Origin of the sequence: Streptomyces xiamenensis (assembly GCF_000993785.3) — a bacterium.
Lineage (GTDB): Bacteria > Actinomycetota > Actinomycetes > Streptomycetales > Streptomycetaceae > Streptomyces > Streptomyces xiamenensis.
The window spans coordinates 1,771,904-1,795,659 of the sequence record NZ_CP009922.3; the positions used below are offsets into that span (position 1 = coordinate 1,771,904).

Sequence of the window (23,756 nt, forward strand, 5' to 3'; positions counted from 1 at the left end):
GGGGAGGGCGTGTTCCTGCGTCGGGGCCCGAAGCTAGAGCGCCCCGTCGTTCACAGCCTGGCAGAAGGCACCCCACTGGCCGACGGGGCAGCGCAGGGTTCCTTTGGCCGGGTCCTTCGAGTCCCGGACAGCTATGCCGCCCGGCAGACCGGCGACCTCGACGCAGTGCTCCCCGCCGTTGCTGAACGACGACGTGTACCAAGCGGCGTCGCTGAGGTCGAAGGCATACAGATCGCCTATGTTCATGTCCTGTCCTTCATGGTGGTTTCGATGAGCTCCCGTGAATCGTCCACGGACAGAGCGGTCGCGACAACGCGGTCAAAGGCAGTTTCGAACACCGCCACATCGTCGGTCCCCTCCACAAAGTAACCGCCTCGGATGTTTTCGAGACTGACGACGGTCGGCCAAGGCTTCGGGAACCGCACAATCTCGAAGAGCCCCATCAGGCCGGGATGTGGGGTGGCCGTCAGTGGCATGATCTGGATGGTGATGTTGGGCAGCTCGCCCATGTCCAGCAGATTCCTGAGCTGTTCGCGCATGACGTTGGGCTGTCCAACGAAGCGCTGATGCAGGACCGCCTCATGAATCACGGCCCAGAACGTGAGTGGGCTTCCGCCCGGTCGGGCCGTCAGAATGGCCTGGCGAGCCTTACGGACTTCGGCAAGTGCGGCGACCTCCTGAGGCGGCCGAGTGATGGCGGTTGCCGCGATGATTTCACGGGCGTAGCCCGTGGTCTGTAGCAGACCCGGGACCAGGTCCGGGGAGTAAATGCGGGTGCTCTCAGCGTCCGATTCCAGCGTCAGGTGGTCCCTGTATCCGGAGGAGACGACATCTCCGTATCCCTGCCACCAGCCTTGTTTGCCGGCATCGCGAGCCAGTGCTTCCAAAGGCTCAACGACGCTGCTATCCGTCACCCCGTACAGCGCCAGCAAGGGCGCGACCGACGCGGGGGACAGCCTGGCCTTCGCGGTTTCGATCCGGGACATCTTGCTCTCGTCCCAGCCCAGCGCCGTCGCGGCGGCGCCAAGACTCATCCCGGCGGTGTTCCGGTACTTGCGGAGGGCTTCGCCGAGGCGACGCCGACGAAGGGTGGGTACTGCGCGCTGGTTCGGCATGGTGCTGTCCGACACCTCCAAGGTGCATGAGCGAAGTGTGCGGTGCAGTCTGCCCGGCCTCCGGTGCGCAAGTCGATAGCTAAAAGGGTCGGTCATTTGTTCACGCAGGTGCCATGCTTGCCACCTTGTCCATTTCTCCGGCATCCTGAGCGCGCAACAGCGCGGGATGGCCCGGTACCTGGCGGCCGACCGCGCCACTTCCCCGTGTGATGCGAAGCGCTGGAGGTGTCATGGCGAGTTCCGTACGAATCACGAACAACCAGAACGTGTACGGGCAGTCGTTAATCGCCGAGAGCCAGCACATCGAGTGGTGGCGGCGGGAGGCGGCCGATGTGGTGGGGAGATGGGGGGCGTCGGCTTCGGCGGTGGAGGTGGTACGGCTGGGGGTGAGTGAACTGCTGTCGAATGTGATCCGGCATGTGGCGGAGCGGCGTTGCTATCTGCGGATCGTGCGGATCGGTGGTGAGGTGACGGTGCAGGTCTTCGACCGTTCACGGCAGCTCCCGGTCATCGGGGAGGCCCCGGACTGGGACGCGGAGTCCGGGAGAGGGCTGTGGATGCTGCGGGAGATGGCCACCCGGTTCGGCTGCGAACACACCTTCCACTGCGACGGGAAGATCGTCTGGTTCAGCTGCGACCTGCACGGAGACCCGCGATGACAGCGGCGGGCGGCCACGGCCGGACACGGATGACGGTGACGCTCGACCTGCCGGTGGAGCAGGTCAGGGACTGGGACCGGATCGACATCGGCGGACGGACCGAGAAGGTCGAATCGGTGACCGCCCTGCACAACGGGCGGCGCCTCCACTTCCTGCGCGGCGGCCGGCTGACGCTCAGTACCGGCCGGGTTCTCACCATCACCCGCACCGTCCTTGCCGCCGAACACGCCGAGCACCCCGAAGCCACCACCCACGAAAGCGGCCCCGCATGACCGCCCCCACCCCGCTCACCTGGCTGCACGCCGACGGGTTCGCCGACTGGGCGCAGCACGCCAGTTGCTCGATGTGCAGGACCGAGAACGTACCGGTCATCTGGGCCGGTTCGGTGATCGCCCACGGCCGTGCCCGGGGCGTGTGGGCCTGTGGTTCCTGTCTGAGGACACTGCGCGAGTTCGTCCAGGACGAGGCGGACAGCCCCCAGGCACCCACCCGGCGCGGGACCGGAGCCCTCCGGCCCACCGCGCCTCCCGCATCTCCCGTGCGTCCCCGCGCCCTCCGCAGCGCCACCGACCGGGCGTTCGCCACGATCACCGCACTGGGGGTGACCTCGCTCGTCGCCAGCGTGGCGAGCGCCTGGTGGACCGCCCGCTGAGGGCTCGGTAGGTTCCCGTCATGACCGGACCCGCTCCCACGCCCCGTATCAGGACCGAGCGGCTCGTGCTGCGCACCTCCGAGGCCCGCGACCGGGACGCTTTCATCGAGTTGTTCGCGTCGCCGGAGGTGACCGCCTACACCGGCGGCCCTCAGCCGCGTGCCGATCTCGAACGCACGGTGGCGGAGATACCCGGGCGCCGTCCACGCCTCTTCGTGGCGGAACGGGACGGCGCCATGATCGGCATGGTGTCGCTGGACCAGCGGGACGCGGAACGCCCCGGGCCCGCACGTCCGGATATCGGACAGGTCGAGCTGGGCTACCTGTTCCTGCCCCACGCCTGGGGCCACGGGTACGCCGCCGAAGCGTGCGCGGCCGTACTCGACTGGTACGCCGCCACCCACCCCGGCGAACCCGTCGCGCTGTGCACCCAGATCGCCAACACCCGCGCGCTGCGCCTCGCGACCAGGCTGGGATTTCACGAGGTGGAGCGCTTCGAGGCGTACGGCGCCGCACAGTGGCTCGGGGTACGGCCCTCGGCAACGCCGTCCCCCTGATGTCCCCCCTGATACCCCCGTGCGCTCAGTACTGGTCGCCGAAGGCCGACCGCTGGCGGCGTTCCAGGCTGCCGCGCATCAGGGCGGCGACCGGCCGGGCGGGGATGCCGGCGCGTTCGGAGGGTTCGGCGACCGAGGCGAGCCAGGGGGGCATGAAGGTCAGGGTCCAGCGGGCCGCCGACGTCACCATCGACTTCTCGAACCGGGCCCACACCTTCGCGTTCAGGGCCGGGGCCAGCCGGCCCGCCAGTTCGCGTTCCTCGTCCGCCGTGTGGACGGCCAGCAGCTCGCGTACGGCGGTGGCCGCGTCCGCGAGAGCCTCGGCGCCGGTGCCGTCCGGGGACAGGGCCTCGATAGCCTCGCCGAAGGCGGCCAGTTTCCCTTCCAGGGCGGCGTGTTCCTCCTGAAGGAGGGACAGCGCCTCCTCATCGGCGCCGCGCTCGCGCAGCACCGGCCACAGCACCTCGTCCTCGCCCTCGTGATGGTGGTGGATCAGCTCGGTCAGCCGCCGGGCGTACGCCACCAGGGCCCGGGTGCGGTCCGGGTCCGGGGTCTTGGCCAGCGCGGTGGCGGTGCGGGCGATCCGGTCCAGGTCGCGCAACATCGCGCGGTGGGCGAGGACCATGGTCAGCATGCGGTTGCCTTTCGTCGGGTGTCAGACCAGGCTGCCGCCGGCCGCGGCCAGCGCGCCGGCGTCGAAGAGGCGGACGTAGTGCGGGTCCACCCGGTCCGGTGAGCGGTACAAGTGGCCGTAGTGCTCCTGGTACTTGGTGAACCAGTCCGGCCGGTGGTGGAGGAACAGGATGTCGTGGAAGGCCATCCGGCGCACCACCATCTGCGGCAGCGGGGAGCGGTTGGCGGGGAAGAGCGGGTTGCGGGCGGCGCGGGCGTCGCAGTCGGGGTGCATCTGGCCGAGCATCAGGCCCCGGCCCACCGCCTCGTCCTTCACCTCCTCGTAGACGTCGTCGATCAGGTGCCACTGGCGCCGTTCCAGGCCGTCGAAGACGACGATCAGGCTGTCCAGGGAGGTGGGTTCGGCGGCGAAGCGGCGTTCGAAGGCGTCCATGGCGGCGTGGATGAGGCGGGACATCGCGGGCAGTCCGTCGCCCGGCCGCCACGGGAAGCGCGCGCTGTGCAGCACCCCGGAGCGGATCGACGGCGCCACGAACGGGCAGACCGGCCCCTCGCGGCCCAGTTCGGGATGCGGGGCGGTGACGTAGCCGGTGAGCCAGCCGGACAGCACCGCCTCCTGTTCGGGGCTCAGCGGCAGCAGCATCTCAGAACGCCTCCTCGGGGAGGGCCATCAGCCGCTCGTCCGCGCGGGTGACGGTGTGCAGTTGGGCCGCCACCAGCGGCAGCACGTCGTGGGCGAAGACCGAGGCGGCGGCGATCTTGCCCTCGTAGAAGGCCCGGTCCGCGCTGCGCACCTCCCGCGTCAGCCGCTCCGCCGCCACCGCCGCGCCCCGCAGCAGCAGCCAGCCGATGACCACGTCACCGGCCGCCATCAGCAGGCGGGTGGTGTTGCGGCCGACCTCGTACAGGGCGGTGGGTTCGGCGAAGCTCGTCAGGAGGTGGCCGCCCAGGGTCTCCGCGATCTTCTGCAACGCGGCCGCCGCCGAGCCCAGTTGCTCGCACTCCGGGCGCAGCTGGTCGCCGCCCGCCCGCGAGGACGCGAACTCCTTGATCTCCGTGAGCAGTGCGGTCAGCGCCGCGCCCTGGTCGCGGGCGATCTTGCGGAAGAACAGGTCCATGCCCTGGATCGCGGTGGTGCCCTCGTAGAGGCTGTCGATCCGGGCGTCGCGCAGGTACTGCTCCAGCGGGTGGTCGGCAAGGTAGCCGGCGCCGCCGAAGATCTGGAGGGCGGCGCTGAGCTGCTCCCAGGAGCGTTCGGCGCCGTACCCCTTGACCAGTGGCAGCAGCAGATCGCTCAGCGCGCGGTTCCCGTCGTCCTGGGCGCTCGCCGTGTAGAGGACGAGGGCGCGCAGGCCCTCGGCGTACGCCTTCTGGGTCAGCAGGGAGCGGCGCACCTCGGGGTGGCGGATGATCGGGACGCGCGGGGCGCTCTTGTCTGTGGCGCGGGTGAGGTCGGCGCCCTGGAGGCGTTCGCGCGCGTACGCGACGGCGTTGCGGTGGCCGCTGGAGAGGGTGGCGATGGCCTTGGTGCCGACCATCATCCGGGCGTGTTCGAGGATGGTGAACATCTGCCGGATGCCGTCGTGGCGTTCGCCCACCAGGTGGCCGATGGCCGCCTCGCCCTCGGCACCGAAGGTCAGTTCGACGGTGCTGGAGGCTTTGAGGCCCATTTTCTCCTCCAGCGCGGTGGCGCGGACGCCGTTGCGCGCGCCGAGTTCACCGGTGGCCCAGTCCGTCACGCGGTACTTGGGCACCACGAACATCGACAGTCCCTTGGTGCCCGGACCGTGGCCCTCGGGGCGGGCGAGGACGAAGTGCACGATGTTGTCGGACAGATCGTGCTCGCCCGAGGTGATGAAGCGCTTGACGCCCTCGATGTGCCAGCTGCCGTCGGGCTGTGGCACGGCGCGGGTGCGCAGCGATCCGACGTCGCTGCCCGCGTCGGCCTCGGTCAGCACCATGGTGCCGCCCCACTCGCGTTCGACCATGGTGCGGGCCAGGAGGCGCTGTTCCTCGGTGCCCAGGGTGTGCAGCACGGACGCGAAGCCGCCGAAGGACTGGTACATGTGCAGCGCCGGGTTGGCGCCCATGACGAGTTCGGTGGCGGCCCACTGGAGGGACGGCGCGATCCGCGAGCCGCCCAGTTCGGGCGGCAGCCACAGCCGGTGCCAGCCGCTCTCCATCCACACGCGGTACGCCTTGGTGAAGGCGTCGGGCAGGGTGACGGTGTGGTCCAGCGGACGGTACTCGGGCGGGGTGCGGTCGGCGGCCACGGTGGCGTCGGCGAGTTCGTCGGTGGCCAGGCGGGCCACTTCGGCGAGCATCGTGCGCGCGGTGGCCTCGTCCGCGTCGGCGAACGCCCCCTGCCCGTAGACCTCGCCCCGGCCCAGTACCTCGAAGAGGGTGAACTCGATGTCGCGGACGTGCGGGCGGTAGTGGCTCATGACGAGGGCTCCATGGTGTGCAGAACGGCGGCGAGCGCGCTGACGGCCTGCTCGACCTGGGGAACGGTGCCCACGGTGATCCGCAGCCGGCCGGGGAGGCCGAGCAGGGTCAGATCGCGGACGAGAACGCGGTGTTCGGCGGCGAGGCGGGCGGTGACGCGGCTGCTGTCGGCGCCGTCCGGCAGCTCGGCCATGACGAAGTTGGCGGCGGAGGGGAGGGCGGTGACCCCGATCGTGTCCAGGGACTTGATCAGGTGCTCGCGGGCGCGGGCGGTCTCGGTGCGCACCCGCTCCAGGTGGGCGGGTTGGCTGAGGGCGGCGAGTACGGCGCGCTGTGCGGGGCGGCTGACCCGGAACGGCAGGGCGCGGGCGGTGCGTTCGACGCGGGCGATGTCCGCGGGCGGTCCGATGAGCACGCCGAGGCGGATCGAGGCCAGGCCCCACGCCTTGGAGAAGGTGCGGGTGACCAGCGCGGGGGCGCCGTTCCTGACCTCTTCCAGCGCGTGGTCGTGGTCGGGTCCTGCGAAGTCCAGGTACGCCTCGTCGAAGAGCAGCCGGCCCGGCGCGTCCTGGGCGGCGGCCAGCAGGTGTGCGACCTCCGTGGCGTCCAGGACCGAGCCGGTGGGGTTCAGCGGGTTGCAGACGAACGCCAGGTCGGTGCCGTCGGCCAGGGCCGCTGCCATCGCCGCGCCGGGAACGGCGTGCCGTTCGGTGAGCGGCAGGGCCCGTACGCTCGCGCCCACCGCGCGCGCCGCCTCGCCGTAGCCGGGGAACGTCCCCGCGGTGCAGGTGACGTCGGCGTCCGGCCCGGCGGCGAAGGTGAGCGCGGTCAGCAGGATCAGCTCGTCCACGCCGTTGCCGACCGTGAGCATCTCCGGGGCCACGGCGAAGTGCCAGGCCAGTGCGGCGCGCAGGGTACGGGCGGAGGGGTCCGGGTAGTGCGCCAGGTGGCCGCCGGCCTCCTCCCGTACCGCCTCCACGGCGCCGGGCGGCGGGCCGTACGGGGTCTCGTTCAGGTGCAGCCGCAGCCGGCCGGGCCCCTCGTCGTCGGAGCGGAAGAAGGAGGCGTTCTCGCTCATCGTGCTGTGCTCCTCGGGGTGTGCGGATGTACCGTCCGGCCGCCCGGGTCGGTGGCACCGGCGCGGCCGGACGGCAGCGGGGGGCGGGTGGCTACTCGACGTCCACCAGGGAGGGCTTGGCGTCGGCCGAGCGCTCCGCGAGCGGGGCGATCTGCTGCTGGGAGTCCAGCAGTTGCTGCCGGTCGGCGCCGGCCGCGCTCACCCGGGAGATGCCGGCCTCGCGCATCGTGAGCCGTTCGGTGTCGATGCGCACGACCTTCCAGGCGAGCCGGGTCTTCTCCAGCGACCAGATGAAGACGGCGCTGATGTCGACCTCGTACCAGCGCATGCCGTGCCGGGCGGAGCGCGGGAACGCGTGGTGGTTGTTGTGCCATGCCTCGCCGAAGGAGGGGATGGCCAGCCAGGCGACGTTGCGGGACTCGTCGGTGGTGGTGAAGCGGCGGCGGCCGAAGACGTGGCCGATGGAGTTCACCGCGTAGGTGAGGTGGTTGACGAGGAACAGCCGCACCAGGCCGCCCCACAGCATGCCGGTGAGGAACCCGGACAGGGTGCCGCCGGTGAAGGCGAAGCCCAGCAGGCCGGGGAGGGCGATGCCGGCCAGGACGACGAGGACGAAGTTCTCGCTGATCCAGCGCAGCGGCTTCTCACGGGTGAGGTCGGGGCAGTAGCGCAGCGGGTCGGAGGTGAGCCCGGTGTCGAACAGCCAGCCCAGGTGGGCGTGCCAGACGCCGGCCAGGGTGCCCTTGACGCCGGGTTCGAAGCCCAGGTGAGGGCTGTGCGGGTCGCCTTCCTTGTCGGCCACGCGGTGGTGGCGGCGGTGGTGGGCGGCCCAGATGATCGGCGGGCCCTGCCCGGCCATGGCGCCCCAGGTGGCCAGGGTGTAGCGGATCGGCTTGTACGTCTCGAAAGAGCGGTGGGTGAGCATCCGGTGGTAGCCGGTGGAGACGCCGAACCCGCAGATCACGTACATGATCACGAGGGCGGCGAGGTCGCTCCAGCCGAAGATGCGGTTCCACAGCAGGATCATCGCGGCGATGACCCCGATCACGGGGATGATGGACGCCGCCAGGATGAACCAGCGGTGTTCCTTGCCGTCCATGGGCAGGTGCCTTTCCGGTCGGTCGGGTCGGGAGCGGTCAGGTGTTCTTCCCGGCGGTGGCGCCGGTGGCGTTCGCCGCCGCCACCACCCGGTTGAGCCGGTCCATGCGGGTGGCCAGGGTCATCCGGCCCTCCAGGCGGAAGGCGGGCGGGCGGCGGCCGTCGATGTCGTCGAAGCCGTACTCGGCGGCCAGGTCGCCGGTGGTGAGGACGGTCCCGGCGCGCTCGGACACGCGTGGGTCGGCGGCGAGTTCGGCGACCGCGCGGCCCACGTACTCCACCGAGTGCAGGACGGCGGCCGGACCGCTGCTGAGCGCCTCCCAGGCGGCCTCGACGCGTTCGGTGCGCACGAACCCGGGGTGCAGGGCGAGGGCGGTGACGCCGTGCTTGCGCAGATCGGCGGCGAAGGCGCGGTTGAGCCGGTCGGAGCCGTGCTTGAAGACGTCGTAGGCGGCCTGGCCCAGGTAGGTGTCGCCGTCCGTGAAGCCGATGCCGATGACCAGGCCCCGGTCGGCGGGCAGCATGAGCGGGACGAGCAGGCGGGTGACGTCGTACTGGGCGCGCAGGGAGGCGGCGCACAGGTCGTAGCGCCACATGGGCTGCTGCCAGAACGGGGCGTCGAACCGTACCTCGGCGGAGCGTTCGTACCCGGCCCAGGCGTTGTTGACGAGCAGGTCCAGGCGGCCGTGGCCCTCGCGCACCCGGTCGGCGAGCGCCTGGTTGTCGGCGCCGGAGGTGTGGTCGCAGCGCACCGCGACGCCGGTGCCGCCGCGCGCGGTGATCTCCTCGGCGACGTCCTCGACGGTGCCGGGCAGGCCCTCGGTGCGGTCGCCGGTGCGCGAACTGCGGCCGGTGACGTAGACGGTGGCGCCGGCCGCGCCGAGCGCGAGCGCGATGCCGCGTCCCACGCCACGGCTGGCGCCGGTCACCACGGCCACGGTGTCCGCCAGCCGGGGCGGCTGCCAGCCTTCGGGGCCTGCCGCACTCTGGGCTGCCGTGCTGTGGGCTGCGGTCTCGGGCGCGGTCTCTGACATGGGGGTCAGCTCCTCTCCGCAGGCGGCGCCGACGCGTGGCGCAGGGTGCGCAGATAGGCGTCGGTGTCGCGCACGACGGGCAGCGCGAAGCGTTCGCGCAGTTCGGGCATGGAGGTGGGCAGGACGCCGCCGGAGGCCATGGTGACCTCGCTGACGTCGCGCAGGACGGACAGGTACGAGCGGGTCATCGGCGCCAGGTCCGACAGGTCCCGGCCGCGCTCGCTGTCGGGGTGGAGCACGGGAACCTCCGGCAGGGTGCGGCCCAGGGAGGCGGCGTGCTCGGCGCACAGCGCGAGGGTGGTCTCCATGTCCATCGCCTCGGCGCCGTAGGTGACCCAGAACTCGCCCTCGTCCACCCCCTGTTCGATGGCGCGCAGGACGGCCTTGGACAGCAGGTCCTGGGGCACGATGTCGGTGCGGTTGCCGGGGTGGGCGAGGACGAACGGGGCGCGGCCCCGGCACATCCAGTCGGAGAGCAGCTGGACGACCTGCGGGCGTGAGGTCCAGCCGGTGACGGAGTCGCCGATGAGGTTGGTGGGGCGGAAGACGGTGTGCGGTACGCCGCTCTTGGCCAGCAGTTGCTCGGCGGTGAGCTTGGAACGGACGTACGGCTTGGTGATGTTGGTGTCGGACAGCGGCGCGGCGGCGCAGGGCAGCAGCGCGGCGACGAACGCGGTGGACATGAAGTGCACGGGTGCCCCGGCCGTCTCGGCGAACTCGGCGACGCGGCGGGTGCCTTCGATGTTGACCGGCTCGTACCGTTCGGCGGGCAGGCCCCATTCGGTGAGCCCGGCGGAGTGGATGACGACGTCGACCTCGGCGGCCAGCGCCCGGTAGGCGTCGGCGTCCAGGCCGAACCGGTCCTGGCCGAGGTCGCAGTGCACCACCCGCTCGGCGCGGCCCGCGTCCAGCGGGCCACGGGCGGCGGCGATCAGCCGTACGGTCGAGGGCTCGCGCAGCAGGGACTGGCCGACGACGCCGCCGGCGCCGGTCAGCAGCACGGTGGGGCGGGCGGCGGCGCTCATGCCCGGCCCTCCCGCCACTCCAGCAGCCGGGTCATGCCCCGCACCCCGGCCGACAGCAGCGGCTCGGGCGGGAAGGAGGGCTGCTTGCGGCCCAGGCGGTCGACGTACAGCAGCCGGGTGAAGTCGGAGTCCTTGCCCAGGATGAGGTCGCGCAGCACCTTGCCGCCGGTGTGGGTGGCGGAGATGCCGTTGCCGCAGAACCCGTACCCGTACAGCACGTTGCCCGGCAGTGAGCCGAAGTGCGGGGCGAAGTCGCGGGTGATGTCGATGGTGCCGCCGTACGCGTACCGGAACCGGACGTCGTCCCACATCGGGAAGAAGCGGCGGAAGTCCGTCAGCAGTTCGCGGTAGGCGCGCGGTTCGTTCATGCGGCGGCGGCGCAGGTCGCGGCCGGTGAAGTACAGCACCGGTCCGCCGGCCCACAGCACCCGGTTGTCGGCGGTGAAGCGGGCGCAGGTGAGGAACGTCTTGGCCTCCACCAGGCCCTCGCGTCCGGCCCAGGCGATGCGGCCCAGCTGCGCGTCGGTGAGCGGATCGCTCACCAGGGCGTAACTCCACACCGGCAGCACCTTGTTGCGGAAGCCGGGGAAGGTGAACTGGTGGGCGTTGGCGGTCAGCACCACCTTGTCGGCGGTGATCCGGCCGCCCGGGGTGTGCACGGTGGGCCGCACGCCGGGGTCGATACGCAGTGCCGGGGTGCGGTCGTGGATGACCACGCCCTGCCCGCGCACCACCCGGGCCAGGCCGCGGGCGAGCTTGTAGGGGTTGATCAGCGCGCCGCCGGTGCGCAGCGCGCCGGTGATCGCCGGGGAGCCGATGATCTCCTGGGCGGCGCGGGCGCCGAGCAGTTCGGGCGCGGCGCCGCCGGAAAGGCGGGCGGCCAGGGCGCGGTCCTCAGCCAGGCGGGCCAGCTGGGCGGGGCTGGTGGCGGCCAGCAGGTAGTCGTTGGCCTCCCAGTCGGCGTCGATCTTGTTGCGGCGCAGGAAGCGGCCGATCTCCAGGATGGAGCGGCCGACGGCCGCGGACGCCTCGGCGGTGCGGCGCTCGCCGAACTGCTCCACCAGGGCCTGGATGTCCTTGCCGATGGTGGGGGTGACGAAGCCGTCGGCGCGTCCCGAGGCACCGTAGCCGGAGTGCTCGGCCTCCACGACGTGGATGTCGAGGGCGGGTTCGGCCTGCTTGAGGAAGTGCGCGGTCCACAGCCCGGCGTAGCCGCCGCCGACGATGACGACATCGCAGTCGACGCTCTCGCGCAGCGGCGGTCCCGGCTCGGCCTGTTCGGTCTCGTGCCAGTACACCACCTTTTTCAGGTCGTCGAGCGGTCGCATACGCTTCACCTGACCTTTTCGAAGGTGATACGGGCCAGGCCGAGATGGCGCCGGTCGAAATGGTCGGCGGCGGAGCTGAGATAGCGCTCGTAATGCGCGGTGGTCTCCTCGCCGACGAGGGCGACGGCCTCGGTGCGGCGGGTTACCAGCCGGCGGTGCCATTCGCGCAGGGTGCGGCTGTAGTGCGGGGCGTCGTTGCGGAGCGATACCACGTCGAATTGCCGCTCCGAGCCGTGGATGACCTCGGAGAGCGCCGGGATCTCGGATTCCGGGAAAATCATCTCCATGATGAACAACTGGTCGCGGACCGCGGTCCGGTCCATGACGACATTGTTGCCCTTGACATTGGTCTGGAGTGCGAGCCGCCCGCCGCGCGGCAGCCAGCCCGCGCAGCGTTCGAAGAACTCCCGGTAGGCGGCGACCCGTTCGGTGCGGGACAGGCCGGGCGCGGCGAAGTGCTCGAACGCGCCGATGGAGATGATCGCGTCGTAGCCCCCGTCCTCGGGCCGGTGCTCCTGCCAGGGTTCGAGCCGCACCTCGACGCCGGGCGGGGCCTGCTCGCGCACCAGGGCGGCCTGGGTGGCGCTGAGCGTGAGCCCGACCGCCCGCGGCACCTCGTGCACCTCGGCCAGCCGGCGCAGCAGGCTTCCCCAGCCGCAGCCGATGTCCAGCACCCGGCGGGCGCTGTCGGCGCGGGACTCCTCGATGAGGTGGTGCAGTTTGCGGCGCTGGGCCTGCTCCAGGGTCTCGTCCGGGTCGGCGAGGTCCTGGTAGAGGGCGCAGGTGTAGGTGAGGGAGGAGTCCAGCCACAGGGCGTAGAAGTCGTCCGAGACGTCGTAGTGGTGCTGGATCGCCTCGGCGGTGGCGCCCTGGTTGGCCACGGCTGCGGGGCCGGGGGCGGGCCGGGGGGCGGGGTGTGCGGTGGTGGCGGTGCTCATGCCTCGACGCTGCCGAGCTTGGTGGCGCGGGCCAGCTCGACCAGGTCGCCGACGGTCTTCACATTGGCCGCCTGGCCGGGGTCGAATTCGATGCCGACCTCGTCCTCGATGGCATAGACGATGTCGGCGATCTGCAGGCTGGAAAGACCGACGGTCTCGAATTCGGTATCGGCGTTGAGCGTGTGCTGATCCGCCTTGCCGCCGAGCTTCTTCGCCATCAGTTCGCAGACCATGGAAACAGTGACCATCGGGGAATGCCCTGCCTTTCCGGTGGGTGAGGGATCACACCCTAGGTCGGTGGCACCGGCCGGCGGGATGACAAGCGGCTAGCAGCAATCTGCCAGCAGGGGTGTGGCAGGTGGAATGACAAGTTGCTGCGGGTGGCGGGCGATTGGCGGACGGCATAGAAAGTCCTGACCCCCGCACCATGACCTCTCGGGAACGGGCCACCACCATGGGTCACTCATCGCGCACGGTTGATTACGTCGTCGGCTTTCTGCAGGAGCAGGGACTGCACGACGTCTTCGGAGTGGACGGAGCGAATATCGAGGATCTCTACGACGCCGTCGCACTGGCCGGTGCGCCGCTGCGGGCTCTGGTGGCCAAGCACGAGTTCTCGGCGGCGACGATGGCGGACGGCTACCACCGCGCGGCCGGCCGCCCGGCGGTGGTCGCGGCCACCTCGGGGGCCGGGGCGATGAACCTGGTGCCCGGGCTCGCAGAACTGCGCGCCTCCCAGGTCCCGGCCCTGGCCCTGATCGGCCAGCCACCTGCGGCACTTGACGGCACCGGCACCTTCCAGGAGACCTCGGGCCTGGCCGGCACGATGGACGCGGAGCGGCTGTTCGCCGAGATCGGGGTGTTCTGCGCGCGGGTGACGGAGCCGGACCGGATCGTGGAGGTGCTGCCCCGCGCGCTGGAGGCGGCGCTGGCCGCCCCGGGCCCGGCGGTCCTGCTGCTGCCCAAGGACGTCCAGCAGTCGGTGCTCGGCGCGTGGCCGGAGCGGATCGCGCGCGTCGGCGCGCCGCTGCGGCCGCTGTCGGCCGAGCCGCTGCGGGCGGAAGCGGTCACCGTCCTGACTGCCGCGCGGGCGGCCGGGGGTCCGGTCGCGGGCGAGCCGGGCGACGAGCGGCGCAACGGTGGGCCCGACGCGGCGACCGACGCGTGGAAGAACACCGGCGACGGCGCCGGGCACGCGGCCGGCGGGGTGGTCGTCCTGGCCGGGCCCGGGGTCATCCGGGCGGACGCCCGCGCGGAACTGGCCGCACTGTGCCAGGCGTTGAACGCGGACGTCGCCGTGGCGCCGGACGCCAAGGACGTCTTCGACAACACCCACCCCCGCTGCCTGGGTGTGCTGGGCCCGTCCGGGACCCCGGAGACGGACCGCCGTGTCGCGCAGGCGTCCGCCGTCGTCGTGGCCGGCCACCGGCTGCCGCAGATGGCCGGCGGTTCCCTGCGCGAACAGCTGGGGAGCGTACCGGTCATCAGCGTGGACGGCGGCGACCCGCCGCTGCTGCCCGCCGGCCACCCGGCCCTGATCCGGCTGACCGGACCGATCGCGGCGGAACTGGACGCACTGGCACGGGCGCTGGAGCCGCCCGCGCGGCGGCGGGAACCGTCCGGAGCTGTGCCCGGCCGGCCGCCCGTGGCCGCCGACACCACCGCCGGGGCAGGCAGGCGTCCGTACGTGCCTGCCCAGCGGCAGGCCCCCGTTGCCTCGGCCGGTCAGCGGACCGGCGCGCTCGATCTGCCCACCGCCCTCGACATCCTCGCCCGGCGGCTGCCCGAGGACGCCAACCTCGTCGTCGACGCCGGGAACACCGGGGCCACCACCGTGCACCGGGTCCCCGCGCCCCGCCGGGGCCGGTTCATCACCGCGCTCGGCATGGGCGGCATGGGGCACAGCTTCGGGGCCGGGATCGGCGCCGCGCTCGCCACCGGCGCCCCCACCTATGTCGTCGCCGGTGACGGCGCCTTCTACATGCACGGCATGGAGATCCACACCGCCGCCGAACTCGCCCTGCCCGTCACCTTCCTCATCGTCAACAACAACGCGCACGCCATGTGCCACACCCGCGAACAGGTCTTCTTCACGGGCGACTACACCTTCAACCTCTTCCGCCCCGCCCACATCGGGGCCGGCGTCGCCGCCCTGTTCCCCGGGGTCCGCGCCCACCACGCCACGGACACCGCCGAGCTGGACCGGGCGCTGGCCGCGCCGCACGACGGCCGCCCCGTCCTGATCTCCATCGACGTCGACCCGCACCAGGTACCGCCGTTCCGCCCGTTCCACACCAACCGTTAGGACCCCCATGTCCAGCAGCATCGACGACATCCCCGGCCTGATCCGGATCGAGAACACCCCGCAGGAGCAGGCCATCGGCCTCGCCGCCTCCTACACCCCCGGCCCCTCCCCCTTCGTGACCGTCGAGGAGTACATCGACGCCCCGCCGCAGGCCGTCCACGCCTACCTCAGCGACATCCGCAACCTGGACGAGTTCACCTACAGCACCCGGGCCTTCCAGCCGGTCGAGGGCAAGCCGGGCCTGTACGAGGGCCGCGACCCGCTGGCACACCCGGACACCAAGATCTTCATGCGCGTCACGTCCGACCCCGCCGCGCTCACCGTCGACATGCACTGCGCCTGGGACCAGGGCGAGGAGCTGTGGATGGTGTACCTGCACCGGATCGTCGACGCGCAGACCGTCCTGGGCCGGCCGGGCTCCGTCGTGCTGTGGACCAACAGCCGGCACCCGTACTACGACAAGAACCCGTTCCCCGAGCTGGCCCCCACCCCCGAGCGGCCCTGGGTCGGCGACTTCTGGGACATCTTCGCCGCCGCCCACGCCCTCGAACTCCAGAACCTGAAGAAGATCCTGGAGCACCGGCACGGCAACGGCGGCGCCGCGTGAGGACCGTCAGCCTGCTGGAGGTCGCCTCGTACCTGCCGCCCGAGAAGGTACCCACCCAGTACTTCCTCGATCACCGGGACCCGGACAGCCCGATGGCCGACAGCACCATGTTCGGCGCCCCCGCCTTCCGGCACCACGTCAGCCGCGACGAGAGCGCCGCCGACATGATCGAGAAGGCGGGGCGGGTGCTGCTGGACCGCATCGGCCCGCGCGAGGCCTCGCAGATCGACCTGGTCATCACCAATGTGCTGCTGCCCGACCTGCCGATCACCGGATCGGGGGCCGAGATCACCCACCGGCTGGGGTTGCGCCCCAGCTGGGTGCTCGACGCGCACAACGGCGGCTGCGCCTCGTTCATCCACATGCTGAAGCTGGCCCGCGCGCTGATCGGCACCGGGCAGGCCCGCTCGGCACTGCTGTGCAACGTGCAGAACTGCGCCGGGAACGTCATGACGCAGTCGGAGGTGCGCAAGCTGCCGGAGGCCGTGGTGCCGGGCGACGGCTGCGGCGTCGCGTATGTGGCGGCGTCCGAGGAGTCGCCGGTGCTGGCGATCGAGACCCGCAACCTCGGCGAGTACGCCAAGGACTGCGGCGTGACGCTCAGCGACGGCCGCAAGTACTGGGAGGCGGGCGAGTCCCAGGTCCATGTCGGCTTCACACCGGGCAAGGTGGCCGACATCGTCGAGCGCGGCAACCGGCTGGTGCCGGAGGCGGTCCGCGCGGTGTGCGACCGGCTCGACATCGAACCGTCCGATCTCGACACCCTGATCACCAACCAGCCGAACCGGGTGTTCCTGCGGAAGTGGCAGGAGCGGCTGGACATCAAGCCGGAGCGGCACCTGGACACCTACGACCGGTTCGGGAACCTGTTCGGCGCCGCGGTGCCCGTCACTCTCGACCACGGGGTGCGGGAGGGCCGGATCGCGGACGGCTCGCTGCTGATGCTGGCCGGGTTCGCGCACGCCGGGGACTTCGCCGGGGCGGCGGCCGTACGGTGGCGGGCCGGCGCGTGAGGTCCGGCGGGACGGCGGGACGGGGACCGGTGCGGGTACGCCCGTGCCGGTCCCCGTCCCGCCCTCGCCGCGCCCGCCGCGCGCTAGCCGGGGTCGCCCGGCCGGCCGACCGGGCCGGCCAGGGCGCCCACCAGGCGGCGCCCCAGCGGGAGTTCGGCCACCGGCCAGTCGGGCCAGCCGGCCCGGCGGACCACCGCCGCCCGGTGCCCGGCGGGCCAGGCACCGGCCAGCACCTCGACCGAGCCGAGCCCGGCCGCGGTCCCCGTCCCGGTGCCCCAGCCCTTGGTGACGGCCTCCTTGCGCACCCAGCCGCGCAGCGCCTCGCGCTGCCGCCACGCGGCCGGCAGGGCGGCGATCCGCGCCCGCTCCGCGTCGCTGAAGCAGCGGCGCAGCACGGCCGGACCGACATCCGTACGGTCCACCTCCAGATCAACACCGACCGGCCCCGCGTACGACAGCGCCAGCAGCCACCACGGCCCGGCGCGCGAGACGCTCAGCCACATCTCCCGCTCCGACTGGGGGCCTTGGCCCAGCAGCACGGGCGGGCCGTGCCGCGCGCTGCCGCAGCCGGGGCACGGGGCCCGGCCGAAGGACACCTGCGCCGCGGGTGTGCCCAGGACCGCCCCGAGCGTCCGGCGGATGCCGGCCCTGGCGGCGATGTAGTGGGCGCGGGCGACTGGGTCCGTCATGCGGCCGGCCCGCTCCCGCTCCGCGCCGTCCAGCAGGGCGCCGTCCGCCGCCGGGCGGGGCGCCGCGGGGGCGTGGCCCAGCCACACCGCGCAGCGCCCGCCGGGCACCGTCAGCCGGCGCGCTGCCCCAGGATGCGGGCCACATGAACGCGGGACGGGCAGCCGAGCTTGCGCATCACCTCGCGCAGATGATTGACGACGGTCCATTCGGAGATCTCCAGCTCCCGGCTGATCTGGCGGTTGGTGAGGCCCTCGGCGACGAGCTGCGCCACCTCGTGCTGCCGTGGCGTGAGCCCGGCGTCGTGCGGCGGCGCTGTGGCCGTGGTCGTCGCGGTCACGGTCTCGGTGGCCCGCGCCGGGGGCTCGGGCGGGGGTACGGGGGCCGGCCGGGCGCCGTCCCCGAGCGCGGCCAGCAACTCCCGGGCGCCGTGCGGGATGGTGCGCTCGCCGTGCCCGCTCAGGGCGATGGCACGGCGCAGCGCGGCGCCGGCCCGCTGCGGGTCGCCGGTGCGGGCCGCCAGGTGGGCGAGGGTGAGCAGGGCGGCGGCGGCCGGGCCCCGGCCCTCCGCGCCGCCGTCCTCGACGGCCCGTTCGGCGCTCTCCTCCAGCTGGGCGGTGTACTCGACGCCGCCCGGCCCGTCGGGACCGGCCATGACGAGCAGCAGCCGCAGGACGTCGGCGTACCGCCCGGCTTGGCGCAAGTGCCGTACGGCGGCGCGCAGATCGGGGAGGCGGCGGGCGATGGCGGCGGCCCGGCGGGCGTCGCGGCCGTCCTCGGCCCCCGCGTTCGGGTCGCCGCCGAATCCGGCTCCGGTGCCCGTGCGTCCGACGCGTTCGGCGAAGGCCAGGCACACCCCGGCGTGCCGGGCGCGGGCCATGGCCAGGGCGGCGGGGTCGCGTTCCAGTTCCTGCCGGTAGTGGCTGCGCGCCATGTGGGTCATGGCGAAGGAGTAGCCGCCGAGCCCGTTGTCGACGCTGGTGAGCAGCCCCTGGTGGACGAGCCGGCGCAGTCCGCCGGCGATCTCCTCGCGGCCGATGCCGCTCAACTGCCCCGCCGTGTCGAGGTCGATGTGCGATTCGCACACCGACAGCCGTTTGAGCAGGGCGATGTCCTCCTCGCGCTGGGCGCTCTCGCCCCAGCTGAGCGCGTGACCGACCGAGCGGTGGCGTTCGGCGAGGTCGCGCAGCCGGCCCCGGGCGGGGTACTCGCCGCGCCGCAGCCGGCCCTCCAGCTCGGCGGGGCTGAGCGGGCCGACCGCCTCGGCGGCGATCTCGATGGCCAGCGGGACACCGTCCAGGACCTCGCAGATTCGGGCGACGGCGGCGCGTTCGGGCGCGCCGGTGATGCCGTGCCGGTAGTACGGGCTCACCCGGTCGGTGAACAGCCGTACCGCGTCACCCTCCGGGCCGAGCCGCAACGGGCCCACCGGCAGGATGCGTTCGGCGTAGACATCGAGCGGGGTGCGGCTGGCGCACACCACCACCGTCCAGGGGGCGACGGCCAGCAGCCGGAGCACCCCTTCGGCGACGGCGTCGATGACCGGGTCGCAGTTGTCGAGGAAGACGAGTTGCCGACCGCTTTCGGGGCGGCGCGGGCCCTCGGCGGTGAGGGCGCGCAGGGTGCTGTCGACCATGGCGGGCTCGCGCACCTCGGCGAGGTCGAGCGCCACCACGGCGCTCCGGCCCCCAGCGGCCGTGGCGGCGAGCGCGGCGTGGGCCAGCGCGCTCTTGCCGATGCCGGCCGGGCCGCAGAGGGTCAGCAGCCGCAGCCCCGGCGCGGCGAGCAGTTCGGTGACACAGCGGAGTTCGTCTTCGCGGCCGATGAGCGGTGGTGCGGGTATCGCCCATACGGGCGCCGGATCGGGTTCCGTACTTCGGGCCTCCTCAGTATCGGCGGCGGTATGTTCGCGGCGATTGCGGCCCGTCTGACTCACTTCATAGCGAATGAACATACGGCTCGCCCCCGTTCACCAGCGTTTCTGCGCACATATTTCCCCGTGATGCACTTTCGATTTCATCCCGCCGTACCCGGGTCTTGGATTTCGGCAGAACCAAACCGGTTGACCAATAAACTTGCCGGACCTGCGGAAGCCCCGGTCGCGCCCCTCGTGCAACAGCCGCTCACCTGGGGCCCAGCAGACTCATACTGCCCCACAAGTGCCCGGTTCGCCAGTGCTTTCGACACATTGACTCCCTCTCCACGCAATGCCCCTGCGGGACTTCCCCGGGCGTTGCTCCGGCGGTACGGTCGGCCCCGGACGCCAACCGCTCGCGCCGGAATCCCATAACGGCCAAGGCGGCATTCCCGGAAGCATTGCCGGGCGCCGCGACAATCCCGCACCAATGGCCGGCTCGGTCCGATCAGAAAGAAGCAAGGGGGACATTTCGATGCGGTTGTGGAAGGCGCTCACCCATGGCTCGGCGCGCGGCACCCTGCACGCCTGGGCCGGCGAGGACTTCGAGCACACCACCTGGCGCGAGGTCTCCGCGCGCGCCCACTCCCTGGCGGCCACCCTGCGCGCGGCGGGCGTCCGCCCCGGCACCCGGGTCGCCACCATCGCCACCAACGGCCCAGCCACCGTGCGCGGTCTGCTCGCCATCTGGCTGGCCGGCGGCACCCCCGCCTCGCTGCCGCTGCCCACCCGGGGCCAGAGCCCGCAGGAGTACGGCCAGTTGCTCACCGCGCTGACCGAACGTCTGGACCCGGTGCTGTTCCTGGCCGACGCGTGGATCCTCTCCCTCATCCCGCCCCACCTCACCCGGGCGCTGCCCACCAGCACCTGGGAACTGCCCGACACCGGGCGCCGGGTGGACCCCAGCCCGCCGGGCCCCGACGATCTCGCCTTCATCCAGTACTCCTCGGGCTCCACCTCCACCCCCAAGGGCTCGGCCCTGACCACCCGGGCCGTCGAGGCGCAACTGGATCTGCTGCTCCACCTGACCGGGGGCCGGCCGGGCCACGACACCGGCGTCTCCTGGCTGCCGCTCTCCCACGACATGGGCATGTTCGGCTGCCTGCTCTACTGCTGGGCCCACGACTTCGACTTCGTGCTCTCCACCCCCGAACGGTTCGGGATGGCGCCGCGCAGCTGGTTCCGGGATCTCACCGAGTACGGGGCCACCCTGACCGCGGGCACCAGCACCGCCGTGCATCTGGCGGCCCGCGCCCAGGGCCGCGGCACCCTGCGCGGCGACCTGGCGGGGCTGCGCACGGCGGTGATCGGTGCCGAACGCGTCGACTGGGGCAATCTGTTGGCCGCCCAGGAGCGGTTCGGCCCGTACGGGCTGTCGCCGACCGCCTTCCAGCCCGCGTACGGGATGGCCGAGGCCACCCTGGCGGTGGCCGGCAAGCCCTGGCGGCAGGAACCCACCTCGCGGCTGTTCGACGGCGCCGCCCTCGGCGCGGGCACGGTGCGCGAGGTCGGCGAGGACCATCCGCGCGCCACCCGGCTGGTCTCCAACGGCCAGGCCCTGCCCGGGGTGACCCTCGCGGCCGGGGAGCCCGGCCGGCTCGGCGAGATCACCGTCGGCTCCCCCGCCCTGGCCAGCGGCTACCACGCCGACCCGGACCGTACCGCCGCCCGCTTCCCCGGCGGCCGGCTGCGCACCGGTGACATCGGCTTCCACCACGAGGGCGAGCTGTACGTGGTGGGCCGCGAGGACGACATGCTGTCGGTGGGCGGCCGGAACGTCTACGCCGCCGAGATCGAATCGGCGATCGAGGGCCACGCGCAGGTCCGCAAGGGCTGTGTCGCGGTGGTCGACGCCGGCGTCTCGGGACTGCCCCATCTCGTCCTGCTGCTCGAACCCCAGGGCCGGCCCCGCGACTTCGCGCCGATCGCCGATCACGCGGCGACGGTGGCACGGGAGAAGTCGGGGGTGGCCCTGGCCGAGTGTCTGTTTCTGCCACGTGGCACGCTGCCCAGGACCCCCAGCGGAAAGATCCAGCGATTCCGCTGCCGGACGTTGCTCGCCGGAGGGCGGTTCGACCCCCTCGCCCGGGTAACATTCGCCGACTGAGGATGAGAAAGGCCAGCACCATGAAGCCTCGGATCACCCCCGCCGGGCGCCACGCCACCGGTGGCTCACCGCACGCCAGGATCTCCGGAGTGGGCGGCTACCGGCCGCACCGGGTGGTCGACAACGCGGAAGTGTGCGAACGCATCGACTCCTCCGACGCGTGGATCCGCGAACGCACCGGGATCGTCACCCGGCGCTGGGCGGGCCCGCACGAGACGCTCACCGAGATGGGCACCGCCGCCGCGGGCAAGGCCCTGGCGGCCGCGGGCATCACGGCGGACGCGCTGGACTGCGTCATCGTGGCCACCTTCACCCACCTGTGGCAGACCCCGGCCGCCGCCACCGCGATCGCCCACCGGCTGGGCGCGCGGCACGCGGCGGCGTTCGACCTGTCGGCGGGCTGCGCGGGCTTCGTCCACGCGCTGTCGCTGGCGGCCGACACGGTGCGGGCCCGGGGCGGGCACGTGCTGGTCATCGGGGCGGAGCGGATGACCGACCTGCTGGACGTGGAGGACCGTTCCACCGCCATGATCTTCGGCGACGGGGCGGGCGCCGTGGTGGTCAGCCCGTCCACCACCCAGGGCATCGGCCCGGTGGTGTGGGGCGCGGACGGCGGCCAGTGGGACGCGGTCACCCAGACCGCGCCGTGGGACGCGGTGCGCGCCGACCCGGGGATGCGCTGGCCCGCGCTGACCCAGAAGGGCCAGCAGGTCTTCCGCTGGGCGGTCTACGAGGTGTCCAAGGCCGGCCGGGAGGCGGTGGCGGCGGCCGGGCTGACCCCGGGGGACCTGGACGCGTTCATCCCGCACCAGGCCAACGTGCGCATCATCGACGGCATGGCCAAACGCCTGGAGCTGCCCGACTCCACGGTGATCGCCCGCGACATCGTCACCACCGGCAACACCTCCGGCGCCTCCATCCCGCTGGCGATGGAGGCGGTCATGTCCACCGAGGATGTCGGCTCCGGCGACCTGGCCCTGCTGCTGGGCTTCGGCGCGGGCCTGTCCTACGCGGCCACGGTGGTCGAACTGCCCTGACCCGCGGGGAGGGGCACCCGATCCCGGCGGCGGGCCGCACCCCGCCCGCCCGGGTCTCCCGGCGGCGAGCGTCCGTCACCGCACCAGGGCCGGCCGCTTCGGGTCGAAGGTCCAGCCGGGGATGAGGTGCCGCATCGCCGCCGCGTCGTCGCGGGCGCCCACCGCCTGCTCGCGGTACAGCTCGGCGGCGGCCGCCAGCCGATCGCGGTCCACGGTGATGCCCAGGCCCGGGGCGTCGTACGGGACGGCGACCTCGCCGTTCACGATCCGCGGCGGGGAGACGGTCAGCCGCTCCAGGCCCTCCTGCCAGATCCAGTGCGTGTCCAGGGCGTTGTACGCGCCCGGGGCCGCCGCCCCGCAGTGCGTCATCATCGCCAGCGAGATGTCGAAGTGGTTGTTGGAGTGGCAACCCCAGGTCAGACCCAGCGCGTTGCACAGCTGCGCCACCCGCACCGAGCCGCGCATCGTCCAGAAGTGCGGATCGGCCAGCGGGATGGACACCGACTGCAGCGCGAGGGCGTGGGTGAGCTGCCGCCAGTCGGTGGCGATCATGTTGGTGGCGGTGGGCAGGCCGGTGGCCCGGCGGAACTCGGCGAGGATCTCGCGGCCCGAGTAGCCGTCCTCCGCGCCGCACGGGTCCTCGGCGTACGCGAGGGTGTCCAGCAGCGGCCCGCACAGCTCGACCGCCTCGCGCAGCGGCCAGGCGCCGTTGGGGTCCACGGTGATACGGGCCGCGGGGAAGCGGTGCTTCAGCTCGCGGACGGCGGCCACCTCCTCGTCGCCGGGCAGCACCCCGCCCTTGAGCTTGAAGTCACGGAAGCCGTACCGCTCGTGGGCGGCCTCGGCCTGCCGGACGATCGCCGCCGGTGTCAGTGCCTCCTCGTGCCGCAGGCGGTGCCACTCGTCCGCCGCGCCGGGTTCGCGGGTGTAGGGCAGGCCGGTGGAGTCCGGGTCGCCGACGTAGAAGAGATAGCCCAGCACCCGTACGGAGTCCCGCTGTTGGCCCTCGCCCAGCAGCGCCGCGACCGGGACCTCCAGGTGCTGGCCGAGCAGGTCGAGCAGGGCGGACTCCACGGCGGTCACCGCGTGCACGGTGGTGCGCTGGTCGAAGGTCTGGGCGCCGCGTCCGCCCGCGTCGCGCCCGGCGAACCGGGCGCCGATCTCCGCCAGCACCCGCTGGTAGTCGCCCACCCGGGCGCCGATCACCAGGGGTTCGGCCTCCCGCAGGGTCGCGGTGATGCGCTCCCCGCCGGGGACCTCACCGACGCCGGTGCGGCCCTCGGAGTCCTCCAGGACGACGACGTTGCGGGTGAAGAACGGGCCGTGGGCGCCGGAGAGGTTGAGCGCCATGGAGTCCCGGCCGGCGACGGGGTGTACGGCGTACGCGGTGATGGTCGGCTGGCGGTGGGCCATGGGACTGCTTCCTCCGGGCGTCGGGGTGGCGCGGTCGGATGCAGAGGGTGGCGTACTCCCGTCACGCGCACAAGAGCGGGTGGCTGGAGGACGCAGGGGTCGCCCCGGTC

At 72.6% G+C, this 23,756-nt stretch carries 24 protein-coding genes; 9 read left to right on the forward strand and 15 right to left on the reverse strand.

All coding sequences use genetic code 11. The features are described from left to right. Positions 1-33: 33 nt before the first annotated feature. Together SXIM_RS08045 and SXIM_RS08050 are read right to left on the reverse strand one after the other, a co-directional pair. The gene (locus SXIM_RS08045; protein ID WP_046723437.1) at positions 34-246 is read right to left on the reverse strand and encodes a DUF397 domain-containing protein; all 213 of its coding nucleotides are present in this window, start codon (positions 244-246) and stop codon (positions 34-36) included. After that, complete coding sequence (locus SXIM_RS08050; protein WP_046723438.1) at positions 243-1,115, reverse strand: helix-turn-helix domain-containing protein; 873 nt, start codon at positions 1,113-1,115, stop codon at positions 243-245. Before SXIM_RS08050 ends, SXIM_RS08045 begins: the two co-directional genes overlap by 4 nt. Before the next feature lie 230 nt (positions 1,116-1,345). Between SXIM_RS08050 and SXIM_RS08055 the strand changes: the two genes are divergently transcribed. From SXIM_RS08055 to SXIM_RS08070, 4 genes are read left to right on the forward strand one after another with little or no spacing between them, the layout of a single operon-like run. Then, positions 1,346-1,774 carry an ATP-binding protein gene (locus tag SXIM_RS08055; RefSeq protein WP_046723440.1) on the forward strand — a complete coding sequence of 143 codons (429 nt, stop codon included), beginning with the start codon at positions 1,346-1,348 and terminating at the stop codon, positions 1,772-1,774. Continuing rightward, positions 1,771-2,046, forward strand: coding sequence for a hypothetical protein (locus SXIM_RS08060; RefSeq protein ID WP_078846869.1), 276 nt, complete (start codon positions 1,771-1,773; stop codon positions 2,044-2,046). The genes SXIM_RS08055 and SXIM_RS08060 overlap by 4 nt, the downstream gene beginning before the upstream one ends. Continuing rightward, positions 2,043-2,426, forward strand: coding sequence for a hypothetical protein (locus SXIM_RS08065; RefSeq protein WP_046723443.1), 384 nt, complete (start codon positions 2,043-2,045; stop codon positions 2,424-2,426). The genes SXIM_RS08060 and SXIM_RS08065 overlap by 4 nt, the downstream gene beginning before the upstream one ends. Positions 2,427-2,446: 20 nt before the next feature. Further along, positions 2,447-2,983: a GNAT family N-acetyltransferase gene (locus SXIM_RS08070; protein ID WP_030725416.1), complete on the forward strand. Its 537-nt coding sequence runs from the start codon at positions 2,447-2,449 to the stop codon at positions 2,981-2,983. Between the two features lie 25 nt (positions 2,984-3,008). Here SXIM_RS08070 and SXIM_RS08075 read toward each other — a convergent pair whose 3' ends face one another. From SXIM_RS08075 to SXIM_RS08120, 10 genes are all read right to left on the reverse strand, one after another. Continuing rightward, entirely contained in the window at positions 3,009-3,617 is a 609-nt protein-coding gene (locus SXIM_RS08075; RefSeq protein ID WP_199811747.1) for a hemerythrin domain-containing protein, read from the reverse strand. Between the two features lie 21 nt (positions 3,618-3,638). After that, positions 3,639-4,259: a DUF6875 domain-containing protein gene (locus SXIM_RS08080; RefSeq protein WP_030725404.1), complete on the reverse strand. Its 621-nt coding sequence runs from the start codon at positions 4,257-4,259 to the stop codon at positions 3,639-3,641. A 1-nt stretch (position 4,260) separates the two neighbouring features. Then, a complete protein-coding gene (locus tag SXIM_RS08085; protein ID WP_030725401.1) occupies positions 4,261-6,060 on the reverse strand; it encodes an acyl-CoA dehydrogenase in 1,800 nt (599 codons plus the stop codon). After that, the gene (locus tag SXIM_RS08090) at positions 6,057-7,139 is read right to left on the reverse strand and encodes a pyridoxal phosphate-dependent aminotransferase (RefSeq protein ID WP_046723445.1); all 1,083 of its coding nucleotides are present in this window, start codon (positions 7,137-7,139) and stop codon (positions 6,057-6,059) included. Before SXIM_RS08090 ends, SXIM_RS08085 begins: the two co-directional genes overlap by 4 nt. Before the next feature lie 91 nt (positions 7,140-7,230). Continuing rightward, on the reverse strand, positions 7,231-8,238 hold the full coding sequence (locus tag SXIM_RS08095; protein ID WP_030725395.1) for an acyl-CoA desaturase: 1,008 nt from the start codon (positions 8,236-8,238) through the stop codon (positions 7,231-7,233). A 37-nt stretch (positions 8,239-8,275) separates the two neighbouring features. After that, on the reverse strand, positions 8,276-9,271 hold the full coding sequence (locus SXIM_RS08100; RefSeq protein ID WP_234306710.1) for an SDR family NAD(P)-dependent oxidoreductase: 996 nt from the start codon (positions 9,269-9,271) through the stop codon (positions 8,276-8,278). 5 nt (positions 9,272-9,276) lie between these two features. After that, positions 9,277-10,296, reverse strand: coding sequence for an SDR family oxidoreductase (locus SXIM_RS08105; RefSeq protein WP_046725522.1), 1,020 nt, complete (start codon positions 10,294-10,296; stop codon positions 9,277-9,279). Then, positions 10,293-11,624 carry an FAD-dependent oxidoreductase gene (locus tag SXIM_RS08110; protein ID WP_046723447.1) on the reverse strand — a complete coding sequence of 444 codons (1,332 nt, stop codon included), beginning with the start codon at positions 11,622-11,624 and terminating at the stop codon, positions 10,293-10,295. The genes SXIM_RS08105 and SXIM_RS08110 overlap by 4 nt, the downstream gene beginning before the upstream one ends. Positions 11,625-11,629: 5 nt before the next feature. Continuing rightward, complete coding sequence (locus tag SXIM_RS08115; RefSeq protein ID WP_078846870.1) at positions 11,630-12,562, reverse strand: SAM-dependent methyltransferase; 933 nt, start codon at positions 12,560-12,562, stop codon at positions 11,630-11,632. Further along, complete coding sequence (locus SXIM_RS08120; RefSeq protein ID WP_234306709.1) at positions 12,559-12,795, reverse strand: acyl carrier protein; 237 nt, start codon at positions 12,793-12,795, stop codon at positions 12,559-12,561. Before SXIM_RS08120 ends, SXIM_RS08115 begins: the two co-directional genes overlap by 4 nt. A gap of 194 nt (positions 12,796-12,989) precedes the next feature. On the opposite strand from SXIM_RS08120, the gene SXIM_RS08125 reads away from it, so the two are divergent. The 3 genes from SXIM_RS08125 to SXIM_RS08135 are packed head-to-tail and all read left to right on the forward strand — an operon-like array spanning position 12,990 to position 16,487. Continuing rightward, entirely contained in the window at positions 12,990-14,867 is a 1,878-nt protein-coding gene (locus tag SXIM_RS08125) for a thiamine pyrophosphate-binding protein (protein WP_046723449.1), read from the forward strand. Positions 14,868-14,874: 7 nt separating this feature from the next. Beyond that, the gene (locus SXIM_RS08130) at positions 14,875-15,474 is read left to right on the forward strand and encodes an SRPBCC family protein (RefSeq protein WP_030725375.1); all 600 of its coding nucleotides are present in this window, start codon (positions 14,875-14,877) and stop codon (positions 15,472-15,474) included. Beyond that, positions 15,471-16,487: a 3-oxoacyl-ACP synthase III family protein gene (locus SXIM_RS08135; RefSeq protein WP_046723451.1), complete on the forward strand. Its 1,017-nt coding sequence runs from the start codon at positions 15,471-15,473 to the stop codon at positions 16,485-16,487. The genes SXIM_RS08130 and SXIM_RS08135 overlap by 4 nt, the downstream gene beginning before the upstream one ends. Before the next feature lie 83 nt (positions 16,488-16,570). Here SXIM_RS08135 and SXIM_RS08140 read toward each other — a convergent pair whose 3' ends face one another. Both SXIM_RS08140 and SXIM_RS27700 read right to left on the reverse strand, forming a co-directional pair. Next, positions 16,571-17,284, reverse strand: coding sequence for a 4'-phosphopantetheinyl transferase family protein (locus tag SXIM_RS08140; protein ID WP_053116134.1), 714 nt, complete (start codon positions 17,282-17,284; stop codon positions 16,571-16,573). Positions 17,285-17,286: 2 nt separating this feature from the next. Continuing rightward, entirely contained in the window at positions 17,287-19,110 is a 1,824-nt protein-coding gene (locus SXIM_RS27700) for a LuxR C-terminal-related transcriptional regulator (protein ID WP_046723453.1), read from the reverse strand. Positions 19,111-19,564: 454 nt separating this feature from the next. Here SXIM_RS27700 and SXIM_RS08150 point away from each other — a divergent pair, with 454 nt between their 5' ends. Both SXIM_RS08150 and SXIM_RS08155 read left to right on the forward strand, forming a co-directional pair. Further along, a complete protein-coding gene (locus SXIM_RS08150; protein WP_046723455.1) occupies positions 19,565-21,196 on the forward strand; it encodes an AMP-binding protein in 1,632 nt (543 codons plus the stop codon). 20 nt (positions 21,197-21,216) lie between these two features. Then, positions 21,217-22,233, forward strand: a complete 1,017-nt coding sequence (locus SXIM_RS08155; RefSeq protein WP_030725361.1) for a beta-ketoacyl-ACP synthase III — start codon at positions 21,217-21,219, stop codon at positions 22,231-22,233. Between the two features lie 75 nt (positions 22,234-22,308). Here SXIM_RS08155 and SXIM_RS08160 read toward each other — a convergent pair whose 3' ends face one another. Then, positions 22,309-23,646: an enolase C-terminal domain-like protein gene (locus SXIM_RS08160; RefSeq protein ID WP_046723457.1), complete on the reverse strand. Its 1,338-nt coding sequence runs from the start codon at positions 23,644-23,646 to the stop codon at positions 22,309-22,311. Positions 23,647-23,756: the final 110 nt, after the last annotated feature.